Origin of the sequence: Acinetobacter sp. HR7, from assembly GCF_000773685.1 — a bacterium.
In the GTDB taxonomy this organism is placed as follows: domain Bacteria; phylum Pseudomonadota; class Gammaproteobacteria; order Pseudomonadales; family Moraxellaceae; genus Acinetobacter; species Acinetobacter thermotolerans.
Window position 1 is genome coordinate 1 of sequence record NZ_JPQO01000075.1, and the last position, 1,927, is coordinate 1,927.

General features: G+C 39.8%; 2 protein-coding genes. Both read right to left on the reverse strand.

What is annotated here, in order from left to right; genetic code table 11:
- Positions 1-26: 26 nt before the first annotated feature.
- On the reverse strand, positions 27-305 hold the full coding sequence (locus GW12_RS04755) for a helix-turn-helix domain-containing protein (RefSeq protein ID WP_034584195.1): 279 nt from the start codon (positions 303-305) through the stop codon (positions 27-29).
- Positions 298-1,602 carry a type II toxin-antitoxin system HipA family toxin gene (locus GW12_RS04760; protein ID WP_034584198.1) on the reverse strand — a complete coding sequence of 435 codons (1,305 nt, stop codon included), beginning with the start codon at positions 1,600-1,602 and terminating at the stop codon, positions 298-300. Before GW12_RS04760 ends, GW12_RS04755 begins: the two co-directional genes overlap by 8 nt.
- Between the last annotated feature and the right edge of the window lie 325 nt (positions 1,603-1,927).

A 1,927-nucleotide genomic window follows, 5' to 3' on the forward strand; every position in this document is an offset into this window, starting at 1 on the left:
TTTTTTTGTCGTGTACAAAGATTTTTTTACTTGGATTGAATCATAATCTTTAGACCAAAGGTATTCAAGAGTTTCATCATTGATTCCAGAGTCGGATTACTATCGGGTTGTTCCATTTTCTGCAAAGTCTGAGGTGCTATTTTTGTGATTTTAGCCATTTCATTTAAGGTCAGATGCAGCTCAGTACGGATATAGCGCGCAACTTTATAAAATGGCCAGTCAGGATTGTGATTAATCATCTCTAATACTTCCTGACGTTTTTTCATCTGCTCAATCGCGGTCATCGGTTTATAGCGCTTATCCATAGGCTAGCTCCTGAATCTGCTGGCATATATTTTCAATCCGGTACTGACTATTCTGCAAAATTTCCTCAGAGATCTGCAGTCTGTGCATTTCATCCATTAATCCTTGATAAAGAGGCAATTGCTTGACAAATTCTGACTGGATTTCTTGATGTTCAATGCCCGTTTGTTCTGTAATCTGCTCAATCACCGAGCGCCATATTGGCATGCCGCCATGATCATCTTTTTCCCAGCGGGTAGTTCGTGCAATACCATCCGGATGTAACCACATTGGAGCGAAATCAAACAGGGGAGAGAGTCGGATGGTTCCATCATTAAAACGTTGAATCGCTGTATTGCGGGTATGATTATCTTTATTGCCTAAAGCCACATTGGCTAAATCCCGTTTCAAATATTCGAAAATTTCCGGTTTAGGATCTGTACAGCATTCCATCAGTAAAGCACATACCTGATTATGGGTCATTCTTACCCCAAAGCCTGCTTTATTGCTCAACGAAGCAAGGCTTTCCTGTGCAATTCTGTCTACTTTGTTATCTACAATTTTCCGGTCAAATCTTGGAATAAACAGGGTTTTGCCATGCAATTCCAGCTCAGCATAAACCCTTAAATCCAGATACTGGGCAATCTTCATATAAAGTGCTTCATGCTGCAGGATGCTTTCCAGACTTTGATCATTGCCACGGCTGAATTTAACCAGCCAGTGTTTGGCTGCCATTTCATCTGAAAGGGTATGATCCAGATAAAATAACCCATCATGGCCTTGGGTTAGTAATAGTTTTGGCCATTCACCCTGAACGCCAGAGGAACCTGCAACAAATAATCCATAGGAGGCCAGCGATTCTATAAATTTTTCTTTTCTTTCAATGATTTCGCTTAGGCTAAAACCCACATTCTCTTGCACCGGGAAATGCGCCTGCAGCCATTCAAAAGCTTCTTTCACTCGGAGGTTGCCAATGGGATTACCTGCTCCTGCTTTTAGCAAAAACCAGTCTGCCTGTTCCTGCATATTTTCGGAAAAATCTAATTGATTCAGCAGTTCTTTACGGCCGTATCCTTGAGGCAAAAGATCCATCAAAAATGCTGGCCATTGCTTTTGTAAGTTATTTTGGACATTGACTGGAAACTGATACGAAAGCGCATGTCCATCTCTCACGTCCATATGCGAGATTGCATACTCGAAAAGATAGGAAGTACGGGTCGATGCTCTCCAGCCAGCTTCATGGCTGTCTGTAAGCTCGACGATCGCGCAATCTGACCATTCATTATCTTGAAAGATCTGTAGTGTACAGTAATAATCCATATTTATATTAAAATAGAATAATAGGTGTTGTTCTAAGCATTATATTATTATTTTAGTAAAAAAATAAAGATTTAAGATGAGATTGCCCTCTAAGCTTAGATGAATCGTAAGTAACTTGGATTTCTTTGTCAGACATAATGATCAGCATCTATATTCATATCCAGGCCATGATGGTCTGACCATCATAAACTAGACATTTTTATTGGTGAGAATATAGACACTTTAAATGGGTTCTAACAATTTGTGTTATTCCCAAGTAGAAATGTCCTACCTAATAACCAAATAGAAATGTCCTATATGGACATTTCCAAGTCAAGCACAGGAT